This window comes from Sphingomonas sp. Y38-1Y (assembly GCF_032391395.1).
GTDB lineage: Bacteria > Pseudomonadota > Alphaproteobacteria > Sphingomonadales > Sphingomonadaceae > Sphingomonas.
This window is the reverse complement of the sequence record NZ_CP135916.1, coordinates 387,889-410,491: the sequence shown is the minus strand read 5'-3', so window position 1 is coordinate 410,491 and position 22,603 is coordinate 387,889. Positions and strand designations below refer to the sequence as shown.

Annotated in this window: 21 protein-coding genes; 12 read left to right on the top strand and 9 right to left on the bottom strand. The window is 67.5% G+C overall.

The window, feature by feature from the left end:
• The first annotated feature begins 173 nt into the window (after window positions 1-173).
• Window positions 174-947, top strand: coding sequence for a glycosyltransferase (locus RS883_RS01915; protein WP_315762122.1), 774 nt, complete (start codon window positions 174-176; stop codon window positions 945-947).
• 357 nt (window positions 948-1,304) lie between these two features.
• Here RS883_RS01915 and RS883_RS01910 read toward each other — a convergent pair whose 3' ends face one another.
• From RS883_RS01910 to RS883_RS01895, 4 genes are all read right to left on the bottom strand, one after another.
• A complete protein-coding gene (locus tag RS883_RS01910; protein ID WP_315762120.1) occupies window positions 1,305-2,480 on the bottom strand; it encodes a hypothetical protein in 1,176 nt (391 codons plus the stop codon).
• A 67-nt stretch (window positions 2,481-2,547) separates the two neighbouring features.
• Window positions 2,548-4,743, bottom strand: coding sequence for a GumC family protein (locus RS883_RS01905; protein WP_315762118.1), 2,196 nt, complete (start codon window positions 4,741-4,743; stop codon window positions 2,548-2,550).
• Window positions 4,744-4,753: 10 nt separating this feature from the next.
• Complete coding sequence (locus RS883_RS01900; protein WP_315762116.1) at window positions 4,754-5,464, bottom strand: polysaccharide biosynthesis/export family protein; 711 nt, start codon at window positions 5,462-5,464, stop codon at window positions 4,754-4,756.
• 55 nt (window positions 5,465-5,519) lie between these two features.
• A complete protein-coding gene (locus RS883_RS01895) occupies window positions 5,520-6,830 on the bottom strand; it encodes an O-antigen ligase family protein (RefSeq protein WP_315762114.1) in 1,311 nt (436 codons plus the stop codon).
• Window positions 6,831-7,147: 317 nt separating this feature from the next.
• On the opposite strand from RS883_RS01895, the gene RS883_RS01890 reads away from it, so the two are divergent.
• The 3 genes from RS883_RS01890 (at window position 7,148) to RS883_RS01880 (ending at window position 9,231) form a co-directional block, all read left to right on the top strand.
• Window positions 7,148-7,330, top strand: a complete 183-nt coding sequence (locus RS883_RS01890; protein ID WP_315762112.1) for a hypothetical protein — start codon at window positions 7,148-7,150, stop codon at window positions 7,328-7,330.
• Between the two features lie 875 nt (window positions 7,331-8,205).
• Window positions 8,206-8,331: a hypothetical protein gene (locus RS883_RS01885; RefSeq protein ID WP_315762109.1), complete on the top strand. Its 126-nt coding sequence runs from the start codon at window positions 8,206-8,208 to the stop codon at window positions 8,329-8,331.
• 258 nt (window positions 8,332-8,589) lie between these two features.
• Window positions 8,590-9,231 carry a hypothetical protein gene (locus tag RS883_RS01880; RefSeq protein WP_315762107.1) on the top strand — a complete coding sequence of 214 codons (642 nt, stop codon included), beginning with the start codon at window positions 8,590-8,592 and terminating at the stop codon, window positions 9,229-9,231.
• A 176-nt stretch (window positions 9,232-9,407) separates the two neighbouring features.
• On the opposite strand, the gene RS883_RS01875 is transcribed toward RS883_RS01880, so the two are convergent.
• The 4 genes from RS883_RS01875 to RS883_RS01860 all read right to left on the bottom strand — a co-directional run bounded on the left by RS883_RS01875 (window position 9,408) and on the right by RS883_RS01860 (window position 13,635).
• A complete protein-coding gene (locus RS883_RS01875) occupies window positions 9,408-10,412 on the bottom strand; it encodes a glycosyltransferase family 4 protein (protein WP_315762105.1) in 1,005 nt (334 codons plus the stop codon).
• Entirely contained in the window at window positions 10,409-11,992 is a 1,584-nt protein-coding gene (locus tag RS883_RS01870; RefSeq protein ID WP_315762103.1) for an alpha-amylase family glycosyl hydrolase, read from the bottom strand. The genes RS883_RS01875 and RS883_RS01870 overlap by 4 nt, the downstream gene beginning before the upstream one ends.
• The gene (locus tag RS883_RS01865) at window positions 11,989-13,086 is read right to left on the bottom strand and encodes a glycosidase (RefSeq protein WP_315762101.1); all 1,098 of its coding nucleotides are present in this window, start codon (window positions 13,084-13,086) and stop codon (window positions 11,989-11,991) included. The genes RS883_RS01870 and RS883_RS01865 overlap by 4 nt, the downstream gene beginning before the upstream one ends.
• Before the next feature lie 270 nt (window positions 13,087-13,356).
• Window positions 13,357-13,635 (bottom strand): chorismate mutase, encoded by a 279-nt coding sequence (locus RS883_RS01860; protein ID WP_315762099.1) that lies wholly within the window; start codon window positions 13,633-13,635, stop codon window positions 13,357-13,359.
• 103 nt (window positions 13,636-13,738) lie between these two features.
• On the opposite strand from RS883_RS01860, the gene RS883_RS01855 reads away from it, so the two are divergent.
• From RS883_RS01855 to RS883_RS01845, 3 genes are all read left to right on the top strand, one after another.
• Window positions 13,739-14,752, top strand: a complete 1,014-nt coding sequence (locus tag RS883_RS01855) for a polyprenyl synthetase family protein (RefSeq protein ID WP_315762097.1) — start codon at window positions 13,739-13,741, stop codon at window positions 14,750-14,752.
• Between the two features lie 175 nt (window positions 14,753-14,927).
• Window positions 14,928-15,224 carry a hypothetical protein gene (locus RS883_RS01850; protein ID WP_315762095.1) on the top strand — a complete coding sequence of 99 codons (297 nt, stop codon included), beginning with the start codon at window positions 14,928-14,930 and terminating at the stop codon, window positions 15,222-15,224.
• Between the two features lie 99 nt (window positions 15,225-15,323).
• Window positions 15,324-15,641, top strand: coding sequence for a hypothetical protein (locus RS883_RS01845; protein ID WP_315762093.1), 318 nt, complete (start codon window positions 15,324-15,326; stop codon window positions 15,639-15,641).
• Window positions 15,642-15,680: 39 nt separating this feature from the next.
• Here the strand turns inward: RS883_RS01845 and RS883_RS01840 are convergent, their stop codons facing one another.
• Window positions 15,681-15,881: a hypothetical protein gene (locus tag RS883_RS01840; protein ID WP_315762091.1), complete on the bottom strand. Its 201-nt coding sequence runs from the start codon at window positions 15,879-15,881 to the stop codon at window positions 15,681-15,683.
• Window positions 15,882-15,973: 92 nt separating this feature from the next.
• Between RS883_RS01840 and hrpB the strand changes: the two genes are divergently transcribed.
• The 5 genes from hrpB to paoC all read left to right on the top strand — a co-directional run bounded on the left by hrpB (window position 15,974) and on the right by paoC (window position 22,599).
• Window positions 15,974-18,418: an ATP-dependent helicase HrpB gene (gene hrpB / locus RS883_RS01835; RefSeq protein WP_315762089.1), complete on the top strand. Its 2,445-nt coding sequence runs from the start codon at window positions 15,974-15,976 to the stop codon at window positions 18,416-18,418.
• Window positions 18,419-18,431: 13 nt separating this feature from the next.
• The gene (locus RS883_RS01830; protein WP_315762087.1) at window positions 18,432-18,713 is read left to right on the top strand and encodes an ETC complex I subunit; all 282 of its coding nucleotides are present in this window, start codon (window positions 18,432-18,434) and stop codon (window positions 18,711-18,713) included.
• An 88-nt stretch (window positions 18,714-18,801) separates the two neighbouring features.
• A complete protein-coding gene (gene paoA, locus RS883_RS01825; protein ID WP_315762085.1) occupies window positions 18,802-19,455 on the top strand; it encodes an aldehyde dehydrogenase iron-sulfur subunit PaoA in 654 nt (217 codons plus the stop codon).
• Entirely contained in the window at window positions 19,452-20,393 is a 942-nt protein-coding gene (locus tag RS883_RS01820) for a xanthine dehydrogenase family protein subunit M (protein ID WP_315762084.1), read from the top strand. The genes paoA and RS883_RS01820 overlap by 4 nt, the downstream gene beginning before the upstream one ends.
• 4 nt (window positions 20,394-20,397) lie before the next feature.
• Complete coding sequence (gene paoC, locus RS883_RS01815) at window positions 20,398-22,599, top strand: aldehyde oxidoreductase molybdenum-binding subunit PaoC (protein WP_315762082.1); 2,202 nt, start codon at window positions 20,398-20,400, stop codon at window positions 22,597-22,599.
• Window positions 22,600-22,603 lie beyond the last annotated feature (4 nt).

Here is a 22,603-nt window from a genome sequence, read left to right as displayed (position 1 = left end):
GATTGGGGCATGGCGCTACTAATGCTTGCGGGTGCCACGCGTTTCCCGCTTTACGCGTTAGCGCGTGGTTCGGCCGGGTTGCGCCGGCATGTCGACGTGATCGTGTCGGCATCCGCCGCAAGCGATGGTGATATTGACCGGGTACCGGCCGTTCGGTCCTGCAAGGAAACGGAATGCGTGATACGATCAAGGGCACGATCTCCGTGGTGAGCCACGGCCACGCCGCGCTTGTCCGCGCGCTCCTCGACGACCTGCGCGCGCAGCAGGGCATCGGAGACTGGAAGGTCGTCCTGACCCTGAACATCCTCGAAATCGGCGCCGATCCGCTGGGCGAGCACGATTTGCGGGATCTGAGCGGCGTCGTGGTGCGCAACGCTGCTCCCAAGGGGTTCGGGGCGAACCACAATGCGGCCGCGCTTCTTGCGGAGGGGCCGATCTTTCTTATCGTCAACCCGGACATCCGGTTGCCGGCCAGCGACACGCTCGCGCGGCTGGCAGCGATGCCCTGGCACACGTCTGGGCCGGTCCTGCGCGCACCCGTCGTGATCGCGCCAAACGGCGAACATGAGGATTCCGTCCGGCTGAACCTCAGCCTGCCCAATCTCGTCCGCCGTGCGAGAGGCCGGTCGGCCGGGTGGGAAGCGGACCCGACCAGCGCTGAATTCTTCTGGCTCGCCGGCATGTTTCTTGCGGTGCCGCTGGACACGTTCCGCTCGATCGGCGGCTTCGACGAGCGCTTTCGCCTCTACTGCGAGGATTACGATCTTTCGGCACGTTGGCGCCTGATCGGCGGGCAAATCCGCATCATCCCGGACCTCGCCGTCGTCCACGATGCCCGTCGCGACAGCCATCGGTCCTGGCGGCATATGCGCTGGCATCTCGAAAGCCTGCTCCGGGTCTGGACCTCCGGTGCCTTTTGGCGGATCGTAACGCGGCGTTATCGCTGAGACGCTAGCGCGGACGTCCGGCGGCCCTCGCCTGATCGGACGCCACGCGGAACGGCGACGTCGAATTCACGCGCGGATCGTAAAAATCGTCGATCCGGTTCCGCAATCTCGACTGGACGCGATTGGCGATCCTGTTGCTCACTCTCGCCGTCGGGCGGAGCCCTGCGCGCGCGGCGACGTCTTTGCCTTGCCGACGCCCGACTTCTCCAGCGCCGGCATCGGGCGCCTTTGCGACGACCGGGGCAATCGGTACCGCCTCTTCGGTGCGAGGCGTACCGCGAACGTCCTGGGCCTGCGCGTCGCCGTGATGGGCAGGGGCAAGCAGAACGACCAGGCCGGCAAGGTACCATGCCCCCTTCATCGAGGCGCTCCCGCCGGGGTGAGCGCCACCCGCTCGATCTGTCCGGTCGATCCACCGACCGCGGTCGACGGACGCACCATCAGACGCAGCGTCTGTGCCGCGCAGCCGGTCGGGACGACGAAGGTTCCGGCGAAGTTCGCCTTCGCATCCGGCGACGAGGAAACGTCGATGCGGCTAAGCTCGCGACCGTCGAAGCAGAGCAGCTGCCAATAAGGGCGCGCATCGTCGGCCTGATCGATATTCGCGCTCGTTCCCTGCAGGGCGTACCGACCCGGCGGCAGCAATTGCGTCTGCTGGAGCACGACGCCGCCCACGGTTGCGGGGGCGGCAAAATCGAATACGCCGCCGTCGATCACGGCGGATATGCCCGGCTCGCCCATGATCGGGGTCCAGTCGAGCATCGACGCGGCGGCAAGCGCGGCGTCGAACTCGGGATCGCGCGACCGCTGACGCGTCGCACCCTTGCGCACGCTCTGATAATAGCGCCAGCCGTCCTCGATCGCCCCGGATACGATCAGGTTGTTGATTGCGTTGACCTTCGCCACGTCCGCGACCGGAAAGCCGGTATCAGACAGGCGACGCAGGAAGCGCGCGTTGACGATCGGATTAGCGTTCGCCCCGCCGATGAACGCGACGAAACCATCTCCCCAGGGCGGCCGCTTCGCCAGCATGCGAAGCAGTCCAGTCGCGATTGGAGCATCCGCGATCGCATTCGCCAGAACCGGGAACAGGAGGTCGGGCGCACCTTTCTCGGTCCGCAGCGCGATGTCGTAATTCTGTAGTGCCCCCTGCACGTCGCCCCGCCCGACAGCATCCTCGATCAACCACAACCGGGTGCCGAACTCGCGGCGCGACAAGGCGTCGGAATGCCTGAAGATTCGCCGCGCCGCTACCGTATCGCCTGCAAGCTGGGTGTCGATGCCGAGCGCGGTTAGTGCCTTTACCGAAAGCGGTTCGGCAGCGAGGGCGCGCGACGCCAGCGTGTCCGCACGCTTGCGATCGGCCCCTTCGGATGCGGCGATCTGCTGTGCCAGCGCCCCGGCCACCCGGCCGTCGTTCGGCGACAGGGCGAACGCCCGCTCCGGGTTGGTCCTGACCAACGTATAGCCAAGCGTCTGCGCCGTCGAGACATAGCCGAGCGCCAGCGCCGCCGCCGCCAGCCCGCCGCGCACCGTCCATTCGCGCGGGCTGCGTGCGGGAGTCGGGCGACGGGCGGGGCGGCCAGGCATGGCGACAAGATCAGCCCTTATCGCGGCCATAGCCATAACCATATTCATAGCCATAGCCGTAATGCGCCTTGCGCGCCTCGAACTTCGTCAGCACGCCGCCCAGGATGTGCGCGTTGGCCAACAGGAGGCGCTGGAGCGCGGTCTTGACGATGCTCGAGCGGATGCCGTGCGATTCGACGGCATAGACGACGCCCTCGACCCGGCTGGCGATCAGCGGCGCGTCGGCCAGGCCCATTACTGGCGGGCTGTCGATCACGACATGGTCGAAAGTTTCGAGCAGCTTGGCGACGAGCTGCTGGAGGCGGTGTCCCGTGAGCAGCTCGGCGGCATTAGGCGGGATCGGCCCGGCCGACATCGCCGTGAGGCCGAGGTCCTGCATCTCGAACGTCAGCTGACCGATATCCTCCTGGCCCGCGAGATAGTTAGACAGGCCGCGGTCGTGATCGACGCCGCCCAGGTGATGGACCGAGGGGGAGCGCATGTCGCCGTCGACGAGGATGACCGTCTTGTGCGCACGCGCCAGCATCGTCGCGAGCGCGAGCGCGGTCGTCGACTTGCCCTCCGCCGGACGGGTCGAAGTGACGGCAAGCGAGCGGGGCACGCCATGCTCGGTCGTGAAGGCGAGGCTGGTCTGGATCGCCAGATAGGCATCGACCAGATCGGACTTGCGATCGAGCAGCGCGTCGCGCGGTGCCACGCCCTCGACTTTTGGCACTGAGCCGAGCAAGGGCAGGCCGAGCCGACGCTCAACCTCGCTTGGATCGGCAATCGCCTCGTCCATCTGCTCGAGCGCAAAGGCCAGGCCACCGCCGATCGCAAGCCCGGCAAGCAGCGCGATCGCGAGGTTGATGAGCATCCGCGGGCTCGACGGCTTTTGCGGTACGTCAGCCGGATCGACGATAGCGACGTTGTTCACGCCAACGCCGCCCGCAACGCCAATCTCTTTGAAGCGCTGCAGCAGGCCGTCATACAAGGCGCGGTTGGTGTCCACTTCCTGCTGGTAGATGTTGTACTGAATGCTGCGGCGGCGCAGGTCGAGATAGTTCGACTTCAGCCCCTCAACGCGCTGGCGCAGCCCGTTCTCTCGCTCTGCGGCTTGACGATACTCTGCCTGCACCGATCCCGAGACGCGGCTTTCCTCGCGAGCGATCGACCGGTCGAGCTGGTCGATCTGCGACTGCAGCGCACGCGCTGGCGGATAGTCAGGCTCGAATTGCACCATCAGCTTCTGATAGTCGGCGGCCGCCTCGGCGCGACGCTGACGTAGCATGTTAATCGCTTGATTGCGCAACGCCTCCGCCGACGAGCCGGCACGGCCGGCCTCTCGGAACCGAGCCTCGGCCTGGATGCGGTCGGCAGTCGCCTGACTGAGCGCGGCGTTCAGAGAGGCGAGCTCGTCGGCCACGATCGATCGTTCGGCGGTCTGATTCTCGCCGGAGCCCTGCGCGGGCAGATTGATGATCCGCTGCTGCTCGGCATAGGTAACGAGCTGGCGCTGCGATTCGTCCAGCCGCTCCTTGGCCTGGCCGAGTTCGCGCTGGAGCAGGTTGCGGCCGTACGACGTTGCCTGCACCTTACGCTCCAGATTGGTCTGGATGAAGTTTTCGGCCCAGGCGTTGGCGACCTTCTGAGAGAAGACCGCGCCGGCACTGGTGAATTTAATTGCCACGAGACGCGACAGTCGGGTCGGCTCGACCGCGACGTTCTTGATCAGTATCTCGCCCGCGATGCGCTGGCGTTCGGCGCGACCGGCCGGAACGTAGCGGCCATTGACTTCGCGAAAGGCCGGATTGTCCTGATCGACACCGAACTGCTTATAGAACGCCTTGTTGTCGACGAGCCGGAGCTGCGCTGCGACGCGTTCGGCAAGCACCCTCGAACGCAGGAGGCCGTACTGGGTCTGATAGAATTCCTGGTCGGCGACGCTCGTTTCGCGCTCGACACCTTGGAAGTTGGTGACCTGGCTCGCCTCGCGCGAAATCTCGATGGTCGCGGCGGCGGTGAACTTCGGCGTCATCAACAACGTGATCACAAGACCGAGGATGGCACAGGCGACGACCGACCCGATGATCACGTAGCGCCAGCGCAACGCAATGCGCAGATACTGGCGGATGGCGGGGATCGCATCGCCGCCGGCCACGACGGCAGGCAGATTGGGCGTACCCGCCGGGGTGGCGGGCCGGAGCGTGGGACTGACGAGGTTCATCGAAGCGGCCTTACTGTAGCACGGCGATCAGCGGCGCAGCGAGCACCGGCGACAGCGACACGAAATCACGGAACAGGCGACGCTGCGGCGAATCGCCAACGATGATTACGTCGTTGGCGTAGACCGGCGGGTCGTCATACGCACCGCGGCGGATCGCCGAAATGTCGTAGAGCCCAGCCATCCGCTTGTCACCGACGGTGCGCAGGATCACGACCTCTTCCTGCTTGGCGAATTCGGTCAGCCCCTTGGCGGAGGCGACGACGCGCATCAGCGTCATTTGATTGGTGACAGGATAGAGGCCCGGCTCGACCACCGATCCGTCGATCGTCACGACCTGGCTGACGGAGCTTTTAATGTTGACCGTAACCTGCGGCTTGCGGACGTAGCGCGCCTTGAGCGCGATCTCGATCGCAGTCGCCAGTTCCTCGGCGGTCTTGCCGCGGGCGTCGATCGTGCCGGCCAGCGGCATGGCGATCCGGCCGCTGGCGTCCACCTGCATCTCGCGGTCGAGGTCGGGGATACCGAACACGCTCACCTCGATTGTGTCGAGCGGACCGATCAGCGCCGGGCGATCGGCCGCGACGAGGTCGCCGCGATCGGGCGGCGGCAGCACGCTCGACCCCTGGACGACGGTCAGGCTGCCGTTGGACTGAAGCGGCTCGGGCGATCCGCAGGCGGTCGCCGCCAGCGCTAGGCATAAGACAGGGACGGGGAAACGCATGCGCGTGGGGAATCCGGTCAATGGGGAAGATGAGGCCGCCCTATAGATTTGGCGGTCAAGGCGGTAAAGCCGCGCTGTCGGACGCTCGCCGGCCGCGGGCGAGAAGCACGCCTCCGACAACGAGGATTGCCATCATCGTCGGGGTGCGCGCGGGATAATCGGTGGCGCTCGCCAGGAGGACGAGAAGGATCAGCGTCGAGCCTAGCCGCGCCAGCTGAACGGCCTCGTCGGGGCATGCCCGCCAGACGCGGATCGAGGCGACGAGCCACCAGATTACCCCAACCGCCAGCAGCGCCGCGCCGGCGATCCCGGCATCCAGCGCGATGCCGAGGAAATCGTTGTGCGCCTGATTGAAATAGGTGGGCTTGAGGAGCGCGAACGGCTCGTGGATGCGGAACACCGGGTCGAACCCGCCCAGCCCCGATCCGAACGGCATGTAGAGCGCGATCATCGCCAGCACCGTCGGCCGCGCGCGCGAGCGCATGTCCTCGCCCGTTTCCAGCGCGATCAGGCGGTTGATCGAATCGGCACGGTCCGCCGCGAAGCTCAGCGCCACGGCGCCGCCGATCACGACGACCGCTACGAGGATCAGCGTCGGCAGCACCCAGCGCGGCGCCCCCGCCAGCCGGCGGCGCAGCCGCTTGCCGACCAGTGCGAGCGCGAGCGCCAGCGCCGCGGCCCCCAGCAGCATCCCGCTGCGCGAGCCGGTCGCCAGGATCGTCAGCACGAACAGCACGACAAGGCCCGCCGCGATCGAGCCGCGCCAGCGCAACGCCTCCCGGTCCATGAAGGCCCAGACGGGCGCAATGAGGCAGCCCATTGCGATGAACAACGCGAAATGATTTCGATTGGCGAATATGCTGCTGACGGCGCCTGGCGTGTCGTTGAGAAACGGGCTGTTAAAAGCCGTGCCTGAGAACTGGAGCAGGCCGAACAGCATCGCCGCGACGATCATCGCCATTAGGATTGCTGGCATCCAGCGGAAGACCCGCTCGTTTGCCTGCGTAAGCACAACAAACGTCGTCGCCGGCACGACGAGCGAGGCAAGCGCGTTGCGCGTCGCTCCCGGCGTCATCGTCCAGGGCCGCCATGGCACTGGTCCGCCGGGAACGAGTAGCATGTCGCGGCCGGGCAACGCCTGCCACCCGGCAGGAGGCAATGGAATGAGCTGGATTAGAGGCAGCGCGATCGCGGCGATCAGCAGGAATAGCACAGGCTTTAGGCCGGTCAGCACCGGCCGCGGGCCGGCAAGGATCGCGGCGATCAGGATCGCCCAGCTTCCTGCACGCACCACGACCTGGCCCATGACGTCCGCGCGAGACGCTCCGCCCACCACCCAGAGCAGTACCAACAGCGCGATCGTCAAGCCGAGGGGCACATCGGGCCATAACAAAGATCGGCGTGCGGAATGCGAGTGAACCATTGTCGTCCGTTAGTCGATCGATGACGATTTCAAAATAGCGGGCGGTCGATCAGTGGGTCGATAGCCATTCGACTGAATCTTTCGGGAGGAATGAGGCGAGACAACTCACCCTCACCGATGCGAAATCGAGCGAGGCGTTGCGGCGCACGCATTGGCCCGATCGCTGGAAGCGGCGGCCGAACGGCTGATCACCGTAGTTAGCAGGCGGCAGTGCGCCGGGTCATCGCCTGACGGGACATGACCCCTTCACGTGGCGACTGTTGCTGCGGCTACACCTGGGATGCGTCCACGCGCTAATCCGCGACGGCACGCTCGTCCATGGCGAAGACGGCCTGATTGCTGCGTCGGACCTCGAGGCGTTCAGGTGGACCTACGTGATCGGCGACGAGCTTGCCAGGATCCGGCGCCACTCGCCGGCCTGCCTCGCCATCGACCTGGCCTAAGGCAGCATCCGCCCGGCGTGGCCTCTCGCCATGCACCGCCAGGCGATTTTCAGAAGGTCAAGACTGTCGGGAGCCGGCGAAACGCTGCATTGAGGATGAAGGCGTAGCCCGGAACTTCGACGCAGCTTCTCGAGGTTGACTGGGCTCCGAGAACGGTCAAGCCCCGCGAGAGCGAGACCGCGATGTCGATCCTCGACAGGTTGGCGCTCGCCAACGGCATGCGGGACGTCAGTCAGTTCCTGCGCTCCACCCCACATTTGCGCATCAAGCAGGGCCCGAAGCTTGAGCAAAGGATAGCTGTCGCAACCCGTTTGAGCGAGTTCGACGCTTCGGAGATCGGAGCCGCCACGTCGACTCGGATGACCGGCGGCCGGATGTCTGTAGCCAGCTTCAACTTCAACTACCGCGTCACTCGTCCCGGTCAGACCTGCCCGCCTGCGTCTGGAGAGACTTGGAGGACTTCCAATCGGAGCGACGCGATCTGCCGGCCCTCGGGCGCGGGTGTTGGCAGGTCCCGCCGACATCGACGTGCCCGCAGCACAGTGTGGGGATCGTGGCGGCGTGCGGCTATTGCGGTCTCGCAATCGACGGGGGGCTTCCTGTCGGGACATGCCGCTGCGGTGGGAAGGACCTTCCGGAAACTACGGCCGACAACGACACCCGCCAGCGCGACGCCTGGCTCTTGGTCGACTGGGCTTTGCTCCGCAGATCTCGCATCCGCAGCTCGACACGAGGTCGCCTGATGTGGCCTCGTAGCTTTGCCGTATCTTGAGTAGTTCGGCTATGGACGAAAAAGCCGGCAGGGTCGCCGCACAATTTCGGCCCGGCTGGTCGAGGTCGCTTCGCTAGGCTGGCGGGTAGTCCTAGATTGAAAGGTGGAGCTTCAGCGAACGCTGCACGAGATCGTCGTCAGCAACCGGTCGCGGAGCAGCGTCTGCTACGCTGACTACGGCAACCTGCACCGCAACCTGAGCATCAACGCCGACCCGGTGCTCGACTAGGTGCGGGACCAGATTCTTCCCAGGCTCGATTGAACGTTGGCCTTAGCGACATGCGCGCGCGGCTTATCATTCGGGCTGTGATCGACAAAAAGCGGCTTTCGCTCGCGCATAGCGCAAAAGTGGTAAGCGTCGCTGACACCCTCCTCGCCAACATCCTCGTTGCGCTCGACTCCGACTTCCAGTTGGCGCTTCCGGCTCGACTGAGCGCAACTGCTTGCCGCCAAGGATGCGGTGGGCGGCACCATGCGATCCGGTAAGATGAAGGCGATGCTCGGCTCCGACCGGCAGAAGATGGAAGTGGCCATCAAACGTTACTTCCGACGCTATCTCATTTTGCCTGTGCTGGGCCACTTCGGTTTCGAGTGGCGTCACGACGTTTCACGGATCTCGCGCCTGTTCGCTCGTGTACCGGTGGTGGCAACGGACGGGCTTCTGTCGGCGGCGCCGTTCGCGCGGGCAGGCCAGGTGGCGCCGAACGAGATCATGGTCGTGGTCTCCGAAGGATGGTTGCCGCCCGCGAGCCGACGCCACGACGTCGCATGTTTCCACGGGCTTTTGCACGACCCGGCTTTGGTAACCGACTTGTGGCCGCTGCTGCGGGGCGAGATGCCCCGCCGTTGCCTCGCGGAGGCGCTAAGATGGATGTCGAGTACCACCTCGGAATTCCAGCATCGACTGCTGGTAATTGTCGAGGGCTACGATGCGGTGAGGGTGGACGCGCTTGCCTCCCCCGCTCACGCTACGCCCCGGCGAAAGAGGCGCGCAAGTGCTGGAAAGTGCGCCGGGCGGAACGGCACCGATGCACGCCCTGCTGCGCGAGCTATGCGGTCCGATCACCCTTGGGGGGCGGACGTCGCGGAATTCAGACATAAATCATCGAAGGTCGCTAAGCTGCGCTGAATGAGGAAGACAGGCACAAATATCCGAGCAATCGGTGTTGGATCTCGGAAATATCCACGCAATCGACGCTCCTAGACACAATCGGTGTAGGGGACGACGCAAAACTCACGATCCTGTTAATATCAATTCATGCAATCGATTTAGTCCAGAACTGCTTCTACCTCAGCGGAAGCAGCTCAGCTGAGAATCTCGCGATAGAGCTCGATGTAGCGGTCGACCATGCGCTCGACCGAGAAGCGTTGCTCGACCGCGCGGCGGCAGGCGGCGCGATCGATCTCGCCCAGCCGATCGACCGCCGCCACTGCCTCGTCGACGCTGTCGACGAGAAAGCCGGTGACGCCGTCCTCGATCAGCTCGGGCATCGATCCGCGGCGGATCGCGATGACGGGGGTGCCGCATGCCATCGCCTCGATCACCGACAGCCCGAACGGCTCGTCGAAATTGATGAGGTGGAGGAGCGCCGCCGCACCGCCCAGCGCCGCGACGCGCTCCAGCCCACCGACCGCGCCGGGATGGCGGATGCGATCGCTCAGCCGGGATACGACCTCGCGCTCATAATAGCCGCCGTCCTGGACGATGCCGTACATCGTCAGCCGCCGCCCGGTCGCCTCCGCCACCCGGATCGCTTCCGCCGCGCCCTTGTCGGGGTGCATCCGACCGAAGAAGAGCAGGTCGTCGCTCCCCACCGGATCGAACGCGAAATCGCCGATCGGGATGCCGTGATGGATCGTTGCGGCATAGCGCAGCGACGGATGCCGGTCGGCATCGCTGATCGCGACATAGTGCACGCGCTCCTGATAGGGTGCGTACATCGGCAGGATGCGGTCGGACGAGAAGCCGTGGATCGTCGTCACCATCGGCGTGTCGACCAGATTGGCAAAGGCATGTGCGGGAAAGTCGGCCTGGTTGTGGATCAGGTCGAACTCACCCGCCCGCTCGAACACATGGGCAAGGTGACGGTGCTCCCACACCTTGGCATCGACGCTGGGGTCCTCGCTGTAGGGCGCCGGCACCACGGCGGCGAGCGTCGCGGCGGTGAGCGAATCCGCCGTCGCGAACAGCGTGACGTCGATGCCACGCGCGACCAGCGCCTCGGTCAGCAGGCTCGTCACCAGTTCCCAGGGGCCATAATGGCGCGGGGGGGTGCGCCAGGCGATGGGGGCGATCATGGCGATCTTCATGCGAGGATCACGCCTTCGTCTCCCATCAGGATCAAGCGGCCCTCCTCGATTCTGGCCATCGTGCCGAGCGTGCCGAGCCGCGGCGTCAGCCCGGCCGCCCAGTCGGGCAGCGCGAGCGACGCGGGCTCGCCGGTCAGGTTGAGCGCGACGAGCACGCGGGTGTCGTCCAGGCGCCGCTCATAGGCGAGCACCGCATCGTCGGCATGGACGAGGTGCCAGCCGCCGAGCGCGAGCGCGGGCGTCGCGCGGCGAAGCGCGATGATGTCGCGGTGGAGTTGCCACATCGACCCAGAGGCGGACTTCTGCGCGGCGACGTTGCGGGTCGATGCGTCGGGATGCAGCGGCAGCCACGGCTCGCCCGCGCTGAAGCCGCCCTGGGCACTCGCATCCCAGGCCATCGGCGTCCGCACCGGGTCGCGTCCGAGCCCTTTGCCCGGTTCGCGAAGCTCACGTGGGTCGGCGACTTGGGACGCGGGGATCGCGACGTCGGCGATGCCGATCTCGTCGCCATAATAGATGGTCGGGGTGCCGCGCAGCGTCAGGTTGAGCATCGCCGCGACGCGCGCCTGCGCCTCGCCGAACCGTGTCGCTGCGCGCGGGCGGTCGTGATTGCCGAGCACCCAATTCGGCCAGCCATCCTCGGGCAGCGCGCACTCATAGGTCTCGATCAGCGTCGCCAGCGTCCGCGCGTGCCAGGGCGCGTCGATCAGCTGAAAGTTGAAGGGCAGGTGGACGCCCGGCGCATCCCCGGTGCCGTAGTAATGCATCAGCCGCTCGACCGGCAGGTAGATCTCGCCGATCAGCAGGCGCTCGCCATAGCCGTCGGCGACGCGGCGCATCTCGGCGGCGATGTCGTGGACCTCGGGCTGGTCGGTCGAGTGGAGCTGGAGCACGCGCCACATCTCGCCCATCCCCTCGGCAAAGTCGGGGTTGGCGGGATTGTCGGGGAAGTCCGCGTGCTTGACCATGTGCCACAGCACGTCGATGCGAAACCCGTCGACGCCGCGATCGAACCAGAAGCGCATCGCGTCGATCATTGCCGCGCGAAGCTCGGGATTGCGCCAGTTGAGGTCGGGCTGCTCGGCGAGGAAGGCGTGGCTGTAATATTGCCCCGACACCGCGTCCCATTCCCAGGCGGGCCCGCCGAAATCACTGATCCAGTTGTTGGGCGGCCCGCCGCCGGGCGCGGGATCGCGCCAGATATACCAGTCGCGCCTGGGGTTATCGCGCGACGACCGGCTCTCGACGAACCAGGGATGGTGGTCAGAGCTGTGGTTGGGCACGAAGTCGAGCAGCACCTTCAGCCCGAGCTCGTGCGCGCGGGCGAGCAGCGTGTCGAAGTCGGTCAGCGAGCCGAAGCGCGGGTCGATCCCGCAATAATCGGCGACGTCATAGCCGAAGTCCGCCATCGGCGAGGGGAAGATCGGTGAGATCCAGATCGCGTCTATGCCGAGCTCGACGAAATAGGGGAGCCGTGCGGTAATGCCGGCAAGGTCGCCGATGCCGTCGCCGTCCGAATCCTGGAAGGATCGCGGATAGACCTGATACAGTACCGCGCCGTGCCACCAGGGTCGGCTCACGCGAAGCGGCCCTTGTCGATCCGCGTGAGGCGGCAAGCGAGGTCGGCCTCGCCGCTTGCCACCAGATAATGATCGCCCGCATCGACGATCCCGGTCGTGAACACGACGCTGTCGAGATATTTCTGGTCGCTGAGGTGCGCGGTCAGGTGCGGCGCGGGCTCGATCAGCGCCTCATGCTCGGTCGCGACGGTGACCGACGGATCGGTCCGATCGAGGATCGACCAATAGGTGCGATAGATGCCGACCTCCGCGCCGGGCTCGACGCCGTGCCACAAGGTCAGCCAGCCGCGGTCGGTCAGGATCGGCGGCGTGCCCCCGCCCATCCGCGCGGTCGACACGGTGGCGGCGTGCGGCCGCAGCCCCGGCTTTTCATAGGGTTTCCAATGCAGCAGGTCGGGCGAGGTCGCGAGATTGATCGCCGGCCCCGCGCGCCATTCGCTGCCGGGTGGATAGGCGAACCAGGTTTCGCCCAGCGGCCGGGTCTGCGCCCAATAAAGGCCGCCCGACTGCCCCTCGAACACCAGCATGTCCTTATTCTGATGGTCGAGGACGATGCCCTCCAGCTCCCAAGCGATCGCGTCGCGCGAACGATGGAGCGTGGTGCAGAGCCGCTCGGGACTGACCGAACAGGTGGTCATCACCCATTCCTCACCGATTCGGCTGATGCGTGGGTCCTCGACGCCGTAAGCCTGATAGCTGGCGGCGGGCACGATCGCGCGGTCGTAATGCACCGCCTCGACGCGCTCGCCATCGTACGACAGCTCGACCGGGAGCAGCCAGGACAGCGAGGTGAGCGCGAGCGGGCGCCAGGGGTCGCCGAGCAGCTTGAGGATGCGCGGGTCGCTGGCGTCGACGCGGTCGGCGGGCCACTCGTCGACGAGATAGCGACCGTCCTCCCAGCGGAGCGAACGGGTGCCGGCATCGACCAGCCCCTCCGCCACGCGAACCATCATCAGAAGGTTGCCGGAGGGCAGCCGCGTGAAGCCCGGGTTGAAGGCGCCGAGCACGAACGTCTCCGCCTCGCACGATCCGCGCAACGGCGATCGCGACAGGTCGACGTCGCCGGGCTCGAAGATCAGGAAATCGTTACGCATCACCCCTCCGGTCGCTCGCGGTCAGACGATGGAGGGGCGGCGTGGTTCCGTCATCGTCACCACAAGCGCGTCACCCCGGCCCCGAGCCGGGGTCCCGCTTTAATACCAATGTTGCGGAAGAAGCGGGCCCTCGGATCAAGTCCGGGGTGACGAAGAAGGAGGATCGGATCGGTCTTCAAGCCTCGTTCGTCCTGAGCTTGTCGAAGGACATGTTCCGGGCACGTGCTTCGACAGGCTCAGCACGAACGGGGATGGGCTGCCCGCCCGGCCTCAGCCGCGCAGCTGCTCGTGGTGGCGGATCACCTCGTCGATGATGAAGCGCAGGAACTTCTCGGAAAATTCGGGGTCGAGATCGGCTTCCCCGGCCAGCCGGCGCAGGCGACCGATCTGCGCCTCCTCCCGGCCGGGATCGGCGGGGGGCAGGCCCTGCTCGGCCTTGTAGCGGCCGACCGCCTGCGTCACCTTGAACCGCTCGGCCAGCAGGCAGACGAGTGCCATGTCGATATTGTCGATGCTCTGGCGATAGCGCTGCAGCACGTCGTCGCTCATGGCCCTGCCCTTCCCCGTCAGCCCGCGTCCGCCCCATGGCCTTTGGTCCCAAAGGGCGCAAGCGACTTGCGTTTGTGATGGTGAAAGGCCAAGTCGGCCCGCGATGAGTGCTTCCGTGCATCGCCTGGGGTCGCGCCCGCCAGCCTCGCTCGACCCGATGGTGGCGATCACCGCGCACGACATGAATTGCGTCAACACGGTCATCCTCGACCGGATGCAGTCGGACATCCCGCTGATCCCCAAGCTCGCCGGTCACCTGATCGCGGGCGGTGGCAAGCGGATGCGACCGATGCTGACGCTCGCGAGCGCGAGCCTGCTGGGCTATGCGGGCACGCGGCACCACCGGCTGGCTGCGGCGGTGGAGTTCATCCACACCGCCACGTTGCTCCACGACGATGTCGTCGATGGCAGCGACCTTCGCCGCGGCAAGCGGACCGCCAACATCATCTGGGGCAATCCGGCGAGCGTCCTGGTCGGCGACTTCCTGTTCAGCCGCAGCTTCGAGCTGATGGTCGAGGACGGCAGCCTCAAGGTGCTCAAGATCCTGTCGAACGCGAGCGCGGTGATCGCCGAGGGCGAGGTCAACCAGCTCACCGCGGTGCGCCGGATCGACACCTCGGAAGAGCGCTATCTCGAGATCATCGGCGCCAAGACCGCCGCGCTGTTCGCCGCCGCCTGCCGGATCGCCGCGGTGGTGGCGGAGCGGCCGGCGTCGGAGGAAGCGGCACTCGACGCCTATGGCCGCAATCTCGGCATCGCCTTCCAGCTGGTCGACGACGCGATCGATTATGTTAGCGACGCCGACACGATGGGCAAGGACGCCGGCGACGACTTCCGCGAGGGCAAGATGACGCTGCCCGTCATCCTCGCCTATGCTCGCGGCGACGCGCATGCGCGCATGTTCTGGACGGGTGCGATCCGAGACGGACGCGCCGACGATGCCGCGCTGGCCGAAGCGATCGAGCGGATGCGCGCGACCCGCGCGGTTGACGACACGATGGCGCGGGCACGGCATTACGGCCAGCGAGCGATCGATGCGCTCGGCCCCTTCGCGCCGGGCGCCGCCAAGGACGCGATGATCGAGGCGGTCGAGTTCGCGGTTGCGCGCGCCTATTGATCGCGGCTCCTGCACGGCTCAACGACAACACTTGACCGTATTTAGGCGTAAGTCACTGCTTTAGTGCGGGAAAGATGACGATTTCGGCACCCTGAACGGGGTGTTGGGACGCGTTCATGCAACAGCATGCATGATTGCCGGGTTGGACGAACATCCAGACCGGGAGAGAGAAGTCATGCGTACCCCCATCATTCTCGCCGCCCTTGCTGCCGTCGTCATGCCCGCCGCCGCGTCCGCCGCGCCGCAGGGATGGGGCTATTATGATCGCGGGGCGCGTGCCGACTGGCGCGACTATCGCCGCGACCGCCGCGACAATTACCGCGACTTCCGCCGCGATCGTCGGGAGAATTGGCGTGACTATCGCCGGGGCGAGATCAACCGTCGCCAGCTGCTGCGTGAGAACCGCCGCGATTACCGCGACCTGCGCCGCGACAATTGGCGCGACTATCGCGATTACCGCCGCGGCTGGTGATCGATCGGCGGCAAAACCTGCGGTGAACGACCGGGTCTGCCCAAGTTCAGGCGCAGGTCGCTATCCAGGATGACAGACCTGAACCAACAGGAGAGTAACATGCGTATTTTCGCCATCGCCGCTGCGCTCGCGGCCACCATCCTTCCCGCAGCCGCCGCCAATGCCGCGCCGTCCGCGGTCGGCATCACCGCCGCCTCGACGCTCGCGATTGCGCATCCGGGTCAGCGCTGGCGCGGCGATCGCTGGGATCGGGATCGTCGCCACTGGCGCGGCGACCGCCGCTATGATCGTCGCTGGCGCCATCGCGGCCCGCGTCATCACTGGCGGGGCGATCGCTGGGATCGGCGCGACTATCGTCGCTGGGACGACCGGCGCTATCGCGATCGTCGCTGGAACCGCGGCTATCGCGGCTGGTAAATCGGACGGGGCGGCTCCAACCGGAGCCGCCCCTTTTCCTTACTCGTCGTCCTCGCCATCGACGCCGAGGACATCCTCTTCGTCGCTGTTGAGCTGCTGATCGACCGCTTCCGCGATCAGGTCGAGCTGCTCGAACGTCGTGGTGAGCTCGATCGTCTCGCCATCCTCGTCCTCGATCATCAGCAGGTAGCCGTCGCCGGTCGGGCTGATCGCGAGGCTTGCCAGTGCCTTTGCTGCCATCATGGGTCTCCAATCTCGCGCGGGGGGCGTGCGCGAGGGTGGCATACGCATGAATTGTGCCTTGGCTCCCTCGCCACTAGGTCCAGGGTGCGATGAGCGACCTGCCGATCCATGCCGTGCTTCCCGAGCTTCTCGCCGCGCTGGGCGGCGGCAATGCGGCGGTGCTCGTCGCGCCGCCAGGCGCGGGCAAGACGACGGCGGTCGCCCCCGCCCTGCTAGGCGAAGCATGGTGCACGGGCGAGGTGCTGCTGCTGTCGCCCCGCCGGATCGCCGCGCGTGCCGCGGCCGAGCGGATGGCGGCGCTGGCGGGCGAGGCGGTGGGGCGTACCTATGGCTATGCCACGCGGCTCGACACCCGACGGTCCGCGGCGACGCGGGTGACGGTGATGACCGAGGGCATCTTCGTCGCGCGTATCCAGGCGGATCCCGAGCTGGCCGGTGTGTCGGCGGTCCTCTTCGACGAAGTGCACGAGCGCAGCCTGGACAGCGATTTCGGCCTCGCGCTCGCGCTCGACGCGCAGGCGGCGCTGCGGCCGGACCTGCGCATCGTCGCGATGTCGGCGACACTGGACGGCGCGCGCTTCGCCGCGCTGATGGACGGCGCGCCAGTGATCGAGAGCGAGGGGCGCAGCCATCCGCTCGACTTGGTCCATCTCGGCCGCGACACGGGTGTCCGGATCGAGGATGCAATGGCGGCGGCGATCCGCCAGGCGATGCGCGAGCGCGAGGGCGGCCTCCTCGCCTTCCTGCCCGGCGTCGCCGAGATCGAGCGCGTGGCCGAGCGGCTGGGCGAGCCTGACGGCGTCCGGCTCCACCGCCTCCACGGCAATGTCGATCCCGCCCGGCAGCGCGCGGCGATCGCGCCCGAACCCGACGGGATGCGCAAGCTCGTCCTTGCCACCTCGATCGCGGAGACGTCGCTGACGCTCGATTCGATCCGCATCGTCGTCGATTCGGGGCTGGCGCGGCGGCCGCGCTACGATCGCGGCGCGGGGATGACCCGGCTGGTCACCGAACGCGCGAGCCAGGCTTCCGCCGCGCAGCGCGCCGGGCGTGCCGCGCGGCAGGCGCCGGGCACCGCCTATCGCCTTTGGGAAGCGGCGGCGACCGCAGGCATGCCGCGCTTCGACCCGCCTGAATTGCTGGAGGCCGACCTGTCGGCGCTGGCGCTCGACTGCGCGATCTGGGGTGTCGCCGATCCGCGCGAGCTGCGCTGGCTCGATCCTCCGCCCGAGGCGGCGATCATGGAGGCGCGGCGGCGGCTGGGCAGCCTCAATGCGATCGATGGGGACGGGCGACCGACCGCGCATGGCCGCCGGATCGCGCGGATGCCGCTGTCGCCGCGGCTGGCGCACATGCTCGCGCGGGCGGGCGAGATGGGACTGGCGGCCACCGCGGCAGAGATGGCGGTGCTGCTCGGCGAGCGGGGCCTTGGCGGCAACGATCCCGACCTCGAGCTGCGCCTTCGCCGCTGGCGAACGGAGCGCGGGCAGCGGACGGAGGCGGCGCGGAAACTGGCGGCGCGCTGGGCGGGCATGGCGGGCGGCGGCGGCGGCGTGGAGGTCGCGCATTCGGTGGCGGCATGCATCGCCCTCGCCTTCCCGGATCGCCTCGCGCGACGGCGCGATGCGGCGGGCGAGCGCTGGGCGAGTGTCGGCGGTCGCGGCTTCGTGCTCGACCCCACCTCCAGCCTGGCCGGCGCCGAATGGCTCGCGGTGGCCGAGACGCAGGGATCGGCGGCGAGCGCGCGCATCCTGTCGGCGGCGGCGATCGACGGCGCGAGCGTGGCGGCGCTGTTCGCCGACCGGATCGCCAGCTCAAGAGAGGTGCGCTTCGATCCCGACACCGGCGGCATCGTCGCCGAACGCACGCGCAAGCTGGGTGCGGTGACGCTCTCACGCGGCTCCGATTCGGCCGCCGCGCCGGAAGCGATCGAGGCGGCGCTGGTGGAGGGTGTGCGGCGGCATGGCGTCGCGATCCTGCCGTGGGGCGAGAGCGCCAAGGCGCTGCGGTCGCGCGCCGGCTATGCCGGGCATCCACTGGACGATGCGGTGCTGCTCGATCGGATGGACGATTGGCTGCCGCCGCTCGTCGCCGGCAAGCGCAGGCTCCAGGCGATCGAATCCGGTGCGCTGACCGACGCCTTGCGCGATCTGCTCGGATGGGACGCGATGCGGGAGGTCGACCGCGTCGCCCCTGCCCGCTTCGAAAGCCCGGTCGGATCGAGCCACGCGATCGACTATGCCGCCGAAGGAGGGCCGCGCGTCGAGCTTCGCGTGCAGGCGCTGTTCGGCCTGGCCGAGCATCCGGTGATCGGCCGCGACCGCGTGCCGCTGGTGCTCAGTCTCACCTCCCCCGCCGGGCGCCCGATCCAGACGACGCGCGATCTGCCGGGCTTCTGGGCGGGCAGTTGGCGCGATGTCGCGCGCGAGATGCGCGGGCGCTATCCCCGCCATCCCTGGCCCGACGACCCCGCCGCCGCCGACCCGACGCTGCGCACCAAAAAGGCGGATGCACGCCGCCGTGAATCGCATTAAGGAGCCTCACACTATGGCCACCGCACGCATCTATCAGCAGCCCAAGAGCGCCATGTCGTCGGGCAAGGCTCTGACGCATCGCTGGGTCCTCGAATTCGAGCCGACCGCCGCGCAGATCGCCGATCCGCTGACCGGCTGGGCCGGCGCCGGCGATACGCGCCAGCAGCTTCGCCTGCGCTTCCCCACGGCCGAGGCCGCGAAGGCCTATGCCGAGCGAGAGGGGATCGAGGCGCAGGTGATCCCGGCGCCGACGCGCAAGCTCAAGCTGCAGGCATACGCCGACAATTTCCGCTGAGCGGCGGAGCCGTTCGCGCTATCGTCTGTTACTAAGGCTTGAGCCGGATCCGCGTTCGCGGTCCGGTCTTTCAGCCAAGGGGCCGATGATGCCGACTTCAACCGCTTTCGACGTGTCCAGGCGAGGCATGATCGCCGGAGGGGTGGCGACCGCCGCCACCGCCACGGTCCCGATCGCCGCCGATGCCAAGCCGCAATCGGCCCCCGCCAGCGCCGAGCCGCGCCTGCCCGTGACGCTCAAGGTCAACGGCAAGAGCAACCGCGTCGAGCTCGACCCGCGCACGACGTTGCTCGATGCGCTGCGCGAGCACTGGAAGCTGACCGGCACCAAGAAGGGCTGCGACCATGGCCAGTGCGGCGCCTGCACCGTCATCGTCGAGGGGCGGCGCATCAACAGCTGCCTGACGCTGGCGGTGATGCACGACGGCGACGAGGTGACGACGATCGAGGGGCTGGGCAAGCCCGGCGATCTTCACCCGATGCAGGCCGCGTTCGTTCGCCATGACGGCTATCAGTGCGGATACTGCACGCCCGGCCAGATATGCTCGGCTGTGGCGGTGCTGGACGAGATCAAGGACGGCATCCCCAGCCATGTCACCGCCGACGTCGCGGCCGCGCCCGGCTTCTCGATCGAGGAGGTCAAGGAGCGGATGAGCGGCAACCTGTGTCGCTGCGGCGCCTATGCCAACATCTTCGACGCGATCGCCGAGGTGGCGGGCGAAGCCAAGGGGTCGCGCGCATGAAGGCCTTTACCTATGAGCGCGCCGCTACCCCGGCGGAGGCGGCCGCGGCGGCACTGCGCACGCCGGGCGCCAAGTTCATCGCCGGCGGGACCAACCTCCTCGACCTGATGAAGCTCGAGATCGAGACGCCGCGCCACCTGATCGACGTCAATCGCGTCGGGCTCGACAAGATCGAGGATACCGCCGAAGGCGGCCTTCGTGTCGGTGCGCTGGTGCGCAACACCGACCTCGCCGCACATCCACGCGTGCGACGCGATTATGGCGTGCTGACGCGGGCGCTGGTGTCCGGCGCGTCGGGGCAGCTTCGCAACAAGGCGACGACGGGCGGCAATTTGCTCCAGCGCACGCGCTGCCCCTATTTCTATGACACCGCCAAGCCGTGCAACAAGCGCAAGCCAGGGTCGGGCTGTGCCGCGATCGGTGGCTTCAACCGCGGTCTGGCGGTGATCGGGACGAGCGAGGCGTGCATCGCCCAGCATCCAAGCGACATGGCGGTGGCGATGCGCGTGCTCGATGCGGCTGTCGAGACGGTGAAGCCCGATGGCGCGGCGCGAACCATCGCGATCGCGGACTTCCACAAGCTGCCGGGCACCACGCCGCATATCGAGAACGCGCTGGAGCCCGGTGAGCTCATCACCGCGGTGACGCTGCCCGCGCCGGTCGCCGGCACGCACATCTATCGCAAGGTGCGGGACCGCGCCTCCTATGCGTTCGCGCTCGTGTCGGTCGCGGCGGTGGTGCCGCGCGACGGGCCTGCGCGCATCGCCATGGGCGGCGTCGCGCCCAAGCCCTGGCGCGTCGAAGGCGCCGAGAGCGGCGACGATGCCGGCTATGGCAAGCGCCTGCTAGCGGGTGCCAAGCCGACCCAGCAGAATGCCTTCAAGCTGCCGCTCGCCGAGCGGACCGTCACGGCCGTGCTGGCCGAGGCCAGGAGCTGATCCGATGCAGTTCAACGAACCCGCCACCGCCAACCCGATCGACCGCCAGCGCGTCATCGGCAAGCCCGTCGACCGGATCGACGGTCCGCTCAAGACCACCGGCCGCGCGCCCTATGCCTATGAGCGGCACGATGTCGTCCCCAACCAGGCTTACGGCGCGATCGTGCCCGCGACGATCGCGACCGGTCGCATCACCCGCATCGACACGGCCGAAGCCGAGGCTGCGCCCGGCGTGATCGCGATCGTCCATCACGGCAATGCCGGCAAGCTCGGCAAGGCAAAGGCGATCACCGCCAAGCTGCTCGCCGGGCCGGAGGTCGAACATTACCATCAGGCCGTCGCCGTCGTCGTCGCCGAGACATTCGAACAGGCGCGTGCCGCCGCCAACCTCGTGCGCGTCGACTATGCGCGCGGGAACGGCGCCTATGACCTCGAAAAGGAGCGCGGCAAGGCGGTGAAGCCCGGCAAGTCGGCCGACACCGCGGTCGGCGATTTCGAGGGTGCGTTCGCCAAGGCGCCGGTCAAGATCGACGCCACCTATACCACCCCCGATCAGGCGCATTCGGCGATGGAGCCGATGGCGACGATCGCCGCGTGGGACGGCGACCAGCTCAATGTCTGGACGTCGAACCAGATGATCGACTGGGCCTGCCGCGACCTGTCGGAAACGCTGCTGATCCCGAAGGAGAAGGTCCGCGTCCATTCGCCCTTCATCGGCGGCGGGTTCGGGTCGAAGCTGTGGGTGCGGTCGGACGCGGTGCTCGCCGCGCTGGGCGCGAAGGCAGCGGGGCGGCCGGTCAAGGTCGCGCTGCCGCGGCCGGTGATGGTCAACAACACCACGCACCGCCCCGCGACGATCCAGCGCGTCCGCATCGGCGCGGACAAGAACGGCAAGATCGGCGCAATCGCGCATGAGGTGTGGTCGGGCGACCTGCCGGGCGGCGGGCCGGAGACGGCGGCGAACCAGACGCGGCTCCTGTACGCCGGCGCCAACCGCATGACCGCGCACCGGCTGGCGACGCTGCACCTTCCCGAAGGCAACGCGATGCGCGCGCCGGGCGAGGCGGTCGGGCTCCTCGCGCTCGAGGTGGCGATGGACGAGCTGGCCGAGAAGCTGGCGATGGATCCGATCGAGCTGCGTATCCTCAACGACACGCAGGTCGATCCGGAAAAGCCCGACCGGCCGTTTTCCAGCCGCCAGTTCGTCGATTGCCTGCGCGTCGGTGCAGAGCGCTTCGGCTGGTCGGCGCGCAAGCCGAAGCCGGGACAGGTGCGCGATGGGCGCTGGCTGATCGGCTATGGCATGGCGTCCGCGTTCCGCGACAACATGACGATGGATTCGGGCGCGCGCGTCGGCATCGACGCGAAGGGCAAGGTCACCGTCGCGACCGACATGACCGATATCGGCACCGGCAGCTACACGATCATCGCCCAGACCGCGGCGGAGATGATGGGGGTCGATGTCGACGACGTCGTCGTGCTGCTCGGCGATTCGAGCTTTCCCATCTCGGCCGGATCGGGCGGCCAGTGGGGTGCCAACAGCTCGACCGCCGGCGTCTATGCCGCTTGCGTCAAGCTGCGCGAGGCGGTGGCGCAGAAGGCAGGGTTCGACCCCGCCACGGCAGACTTCGCCGACGGCTTCGTCGGCCAGGGCAACAAGCGCATCCGCCTGGCCGAAGTTGCCGGGAGCGCCGGCATCTCCGCCGAAGACACGATCAAGTTCGGCGACCTCACAAAACGCTATGCGCAGGCGACGTTCGGCGGCCATTTCGCCGAGGTCGGCGTCGACGCGGTCACCGGCGAGGTCCGCATCCGTCGCATGAGCGGCGCGTTCGCGGCGGGCCGGATCCTCAATCCCAAATCGGCGCGCAGCCAAGTGATCGGCGCGATGGTCATGGGGGCTGGCGCCGCGTTGATGGAAGAGCTCGTCGTCGATCCGCGGTTCGGCTATTTCGTCAATCACGACCTCGCCGAATATCACGTCCCCGTCCACGCCGACATTCCGGTGCAGGACGTGTTCTTCCTCGACGAGACCGACGACAAGTCTTCGCCGATGAAGGCCAAGGGTGTCGGCGAACTCGGCATCTGCGGCGTCGGGGCTGCAGTCGCCAACGCGATCTACAATGCGTGCGGGGTGCGGGTCCGCGACTATCCGCTGACGCTGGACAAGATCATCGGCAAGCTGCCGCCGGTTAGCGCGGCGTGATGAA